This is a genomic window from Burkholderia sp. Ac-20392 (assembly GCF_017104585.1).
Taxonomy (GTDB): Bacteria; Pseudomonadota; Gammaproteobacteria; order Burkholderiales; family Burkholderiaceae; genus Burkholderia; species Burkholderia lata.
On record NZ_JAAGPB010000667.1, the window covers coordinates 1 to 3,985 of the forward strand.

Sequence of the window (3,985 nt, forward strand, 5' to 3'; positions counted from 1 at the left end):
CAACTCGACTGCGACGGTCGTCAACGCGGCCGGCACGACGGTCGGCACGGCACACGGCTCCGCGGCGGGCCTGTCGGTCACGCCGCACTCGGGCAACAGCGCGCCGGGCAACCCGCTCGCACCGGTGTCGTCGCTGCTCCAGTCGCTGACGGGCGCACTGCCGAAGTAACCGGCCGGACACGCACGGCGCCGCCGCATTGGCCGCCGTGCGCAACGGGTCGCGCAACGCGGCATGACAGAAATGTCATGCCGCGTTGTCTTTGGGTGTTTCGCTTTCTTTCGTCGCATGAATGGCCGCTGCCGACGCTCGCCGGCCAGCGTGGAATAACCGGTCGCCTCCATCCGTTTACATACCGAATCCCGGCAGCACCTGCCGGCGGGATAATGGTCGAGACCTAGCCGATCGTCCCGGCCGGTGCCGCCGTGTCGCGATGCCGTGCCAAGGAGAAAGGGCATGAAACGGATACTCGTCGCCGTCGCGCTGTCGGCGGCAATCGTGCGGCCGGCCGCCGCGGAACCACCGCGCGCCGGCGACGGAAAACTGGTCGACGAAGCGCACATGACGCTGTACGTGTTCGATCGCGATGCGCCCGGCAAGAGCGCGTGCGACAGCGCGTGCGCGGCCAACTGGCCGCCTGCGCTTGCCGACGCGTACGACAAGGCAACCGGCGCGCTGAGTCTCGTCGCGCGCGACGACGGCAGCAAGCAATGGGCGTACCGCGGGCGCCCGCTGTATCGCTGGAAGCTGGATCGCAAGCCCGGCGACGCGGGCGGCGACGGGATCGGCGGCATGTGGCACGTCGCGCGTCCGTGACCGCACGGCGGTGCGCGAGGCATCCCGATGAGCTACGAATCGGATCTGCTGGTGTGGTTGCCGCATCTCACGCGCTATGCGCGCGCGCTGACGGGCGACCGGGCCTGGGCGGACGATCTCGTGCAGGACACGCTCGAGCGTGCGCTGAATCGCCCGCCACGCGACTGCGGCAACCTGCGCGCGTGGCTGCTGACGCTGCTGCGGCACCGCTTCATCGACCAGTTGCGCGCGCGGCACGAGATCGCGGTCGACGATGCAACGGCGCCGTGGCAGACGATGGCCGCGCCGGCCGGCGAAATCGGCGGGCTGGTGCTGCGCGACGTGCAGCGCGCGCTGTACCGGCTGCCGGTCGAACAGCGCGAGGTGCTGCTGCTGGTCGCGCTCGAGGAATTGAGCTATCGCGATGCCGCGGAGGTGCTCGGCATCCCGGTGGGCACGGTGATGTCGCGGCTCGCACGGGCGCGCGGGCAGATGCGCGCGCTGCTGTCGGACGAGCCGTCGGCGCACGGCACGGCTTCACTACGAGTGATCGGAAAGACATGATGGACGATCCGCACAAGCCTTCGAACGAGCGGGACGACGATGCGTCGGCGCAACTGCTGTCCGCGCTGCTGGACGGCGAGCTGTCCGGGCACGAGCGTCGCGAGGTGCTCGAGCGCGTGCTGGCCGATCCGGAGGAAGCCGAACGATTCGCGCATTACCGGGCGCAGCGCGATGCGCTGCAGGCGCTGTTCCCGCTGCCGGGCGCCGCGTCCGCGCTGTTCGTGCAGCGCCGTGCGCCGCGCCGGCGCGGGATCGCCTATGCGTTCGCGGGGCTCGCGGCCGGGCTGCTGATCGGCGTCGCACTGCATGTGGGCTGGATGGCGTTCGACCGCGAACCGGCGTTCGCCGCGCGCGCGGATGTCGCGTATGCGACGTACGTGGCCGACCGCGAACATCCGGTCGAGGTCGGTGCGGGCGACCCCGAACGTCTCGTCGCGTGGCTGTCCGCGCGTCTCGGGCGGCCCGTGCGTGCGCCGTCGCTCGACGAATACGGCTATGCGCTGCTCGGCGGCCGGCTGCTCCCCGGCGAAGCGGGGCCGGCCGCGCAACTCATGTACCAGCGCGCGGACGGCGAGCGCGTGACGCTGTACATGACGGCTTACGACGCACGGCGCCTCGCGCCGCAGGCAATGTCGGCCGGCGACCGCTACACGTATTTCTGGTCGGATCGCGGAATGGGCTATGCATTGTCCGGCCAGGGCGACGAACGGCGCCTGCGCGAACTCGCGATCGACGCGTGCGGCGAGCTCGGCGGCCCGACCGACGCGTGGAAGGGGTAACGCGCGCGGCGCCGGTACGGAGCAGGCGATGAAGACGACGATGACGAAGGGACTCGTGCCGATGCTGGCGCTGGCGGCGTTCGCCGCGGGCAGCGCGCTGGCGTGGGCGGACGGCGACGCACCGGTGCGCGTGCCCGTCGACGCCGACGGCGTGCAGCGGGTGGCGATCGTCGGCGGCAGCTATTTCTTCCGACCGAATCACGTGATCGTGCGGGCGCACGTGCCGGTCGAGCTGACCGTGTCGGCCGAGCCCGGCCTGGTGCCGCACAGCTTCGAGATCGATGCGCCGCAGGCCGGCATCACGGTGCACACCGAGCTCGCCACGACGCCGAAGACGTTTCGCTTCACGCCGGCGCAGCCGGGCCGGTTCGCCTACTATTGCACGCATCGGCTGCTGTTTTTCAGGAGCCATCGCGAGCGCGGGATGGAAGGCGTGCTCGATGTCGAGGCGGCGCCGTGATCGCCGCGTTGCTGGCCGCGAGCCTGATAGGAGCGAGCATGACCGCCGATCCCGTGACTGTCGCGCAGGCGCATTTCGACCACGTCCGCTCGTACCGCGCGACGATCCGCTCGTCCGCGCGCAGCGGCGAGCACACTGAAATCCGCTACGCGTACCTGAAACCGGGCTTCGTCCGGATGGATTTCGTGTCGCCGCATCACGGCGCGGTGCTCGCCTACGATCCCGGCGACGGCAAGGTGCGGCTGCGCCCGTTCGGCGCGCATGCACCGCCCGCGCTGACGCTGTCGCCGTCCAATCCGCTCGTGCGCGACCGCAGCGGCCACCGGGTCGACCGGTCGGACGTCGGCGAACTGCTGCGCAACGTCCATGCGCTGCAGGAAGGCGGCGCGACGGTGACCGAAGGCGAGGAGGCGGTCGGCGGCCGGACCGCGCTGCGCGTGTCGGTCACCGGCGCGCCCGCCCATGTGGTCGACGGCGTGCATCGCTACCGGCTGTGGCTGGATACCGAGGACGGCTTTCCGCTGAAGGTCGTCAGCTTCGCGGACGATGACGACGTGCCGCTCGAAACCGTGACGCTCGACGACGTCGAGATCGACGTCGCGTTTCCCGAACGCTTCTTCGCGCCCTGAACGGTGCGCTGACTCCTGCCCCTGACGGGCAGGCCGGAGGCTGCATGGCGGAATACCGGTTCTCGACGACCTGGCGCGTGGACGCGCCGCTTGCGGTGGTGTGGGACGCGATCTACCAGGTCGACCGCTGGCCCGACTGGTGGAAGGGCGCCGTGAGCACCGTCGAGATCGAGCCGGGCGATACGCGCGGCGTCGGCGCGCTGCACCGGTACACGTGGAAGGGGGCGCTGCCGTATCGGCTGACGTTCGACATGCGCGTGCGACGCGTCGAGCCGCCGCATGCACTCGAAGGCCGTGCGAGCGGCGCGATCGAAGGCGATGGATGCTGGGCGTTCGTTGCCGACGGCGCCCGTACGATCGTGCGCTACGACTGGCACATCCGCACGCACGTGCGCTGGATGAACCGGCTGGAGCCGCTCGGTCGCCCGCTGTTCCGATGGAATCACGACGTCGTGATGCGCGAAGGCGCGAAGGGGCTCGCGCGGCTGCTGGGCGCGACGGTCGAGACGGAGGGCCGGACGTTCCGGCCGTTGTCGGATGCGGGCTGCGCCGATGCCTGAATGCGTGTGAACGCGAGCAAAAGCGCGTAGCGGCGTGCCGCGCCGCTCAGCGCGCGTACGCCATCACCGCGCCATCCACCACCAGTGCGACGCGTTCGCCGACGGCCGGACACCGGTGTCCCGGCACGCGTGCGCGCACGAGCACGTCGCCATCGGCATCGAGGCGCACGAGCACGTCGGCGTCCTGGCCCGCGAACTGC

6 protein-coding genes are annotated in these 3,985 nt (G+C 70.8%); all 6 read left to right on the forward strand.

The window, feature by feature from the left end:
• The first annotated feature begins 454 nt into the window (after positions 1-454).
• Genes G3N99_RS36540 through G3N99_RS36565 form a run of 6 tightly spaced genes read left to right on the forward strand, consistent with a single transcriptional unit; the run spans position 455 to position 3,785 of the window.
• Positions 455-814, forward strand: coding sequence for a hypothetical protein (locus G3N99_RS36540; protein WP_174940715.1), 360 nt, complete (start codon positions 455-457; stop codon positions 812-814).
• Positions 815-841: 27 nt separating this feature from the next.
• The gene (locus G3N99_RS36545; RefSeq protein WP_174940717.1) at positions 842-1,357 is read left to right on the forward strand and encodes a sigma-70 family RNA polymerase sigma factor; all 516 of its coding nucleotides are present in this window, start codon (positions 842-844) and stop codon (positions 1,355-1,357) included.
• The gene (locus tag G3N99_RS36550) at positions 1,354-2,136 is read left to right on the forward strand and encodes an anti-sigma factor (RefSeq protein ID WP_174939432.1); all 783 of its coding nucleotides are present in this window, start codon (positions 1,354-1,356) and stop codon (positions 2,134-2,136) included. Before G3N99_RS36545 ends, G3N99_RS36550 begins: the two co-directional genes overlap by 4 nt.
• A gap of 28 nt (positions 2,137-2,164) precedes the next feature.
• Positions 2,165-2,596: a quinol oxidase gene (locus G3N99_RS36555; RefSeq protein ID WP_206124788.1), complete on the forward strand. Its 432-nt coding sequence runs from the start codon at positions 2,165-2,167 to the stop codon at positions 2,594-2,596.
• The gene (locus G3N99_RS36560) at positions 2,593-3,225 is read left to right on the forward strand and encodes a DUF1571 domain-containing protein (protein WP_041492753.1); all 633 of its coding nucleotides are present in this window, start codon (positions 2,593-2,595) and stop codon (positions 3,223-3,225) included. Before G3N99_RS36555 ends, G3N99_RS36560 begins: the two co-directional genes overlap by 4 nt.
• 44 nt (positions 3,226-3,269) lie before the next feature.
• Positions 3,270-3,785 (forward strand): SRPBCC family protein, encoded by a 516-nt coding sequence (locus tag G3N99_RS36565; RefSeq protein WP_206124789.1) that lies wholly within the window; start codon positions 3,270-3,272, stop codon positions 3,783-3,785.
• Positions 3,786-3,985: the final 200 nt, after the last annotated feature.

Excerpts from the sequence above, each read along its gene's own strand:
- G3N99_RS36550 (WP_174939432.1), top strand. The coding sequence starts at position 1,354 with ATGATGGACGATCCGCACAAGCCTTCGAACGAGCGGGACGACGATGCG.
- G3N99_RS36545 (WP_174940717.1), top strand. The coding sequence starts at position 842 with ATGAGCTACGAATCGGATCTGCTGGTGTGGTTGCCGCATCTCACGCGC.
- G3N99_RS36565 (WP_206124789.1), top strand. The coding sequence starts at position 3,270 with ATGGCGGAATACCGGTTCTCGACGACCTGGCGCGTGGACGCGCCGCTT.
- G3N99_RS36540 (WP_174940715.1), top strand. The coding sequence starts at position 455 with ATGAAACGGATACTCGTCGCCGTCGCGCTGTCGGCGGCAATCGTGCGG.
- G3N99_RS36555 (WP_206124788.1), top strand. The coding sequence starts at position 2,165 with ATGAAGACGACGATGACGAAGGGACTCGTGCCGATGCTGGCGCTGGCG.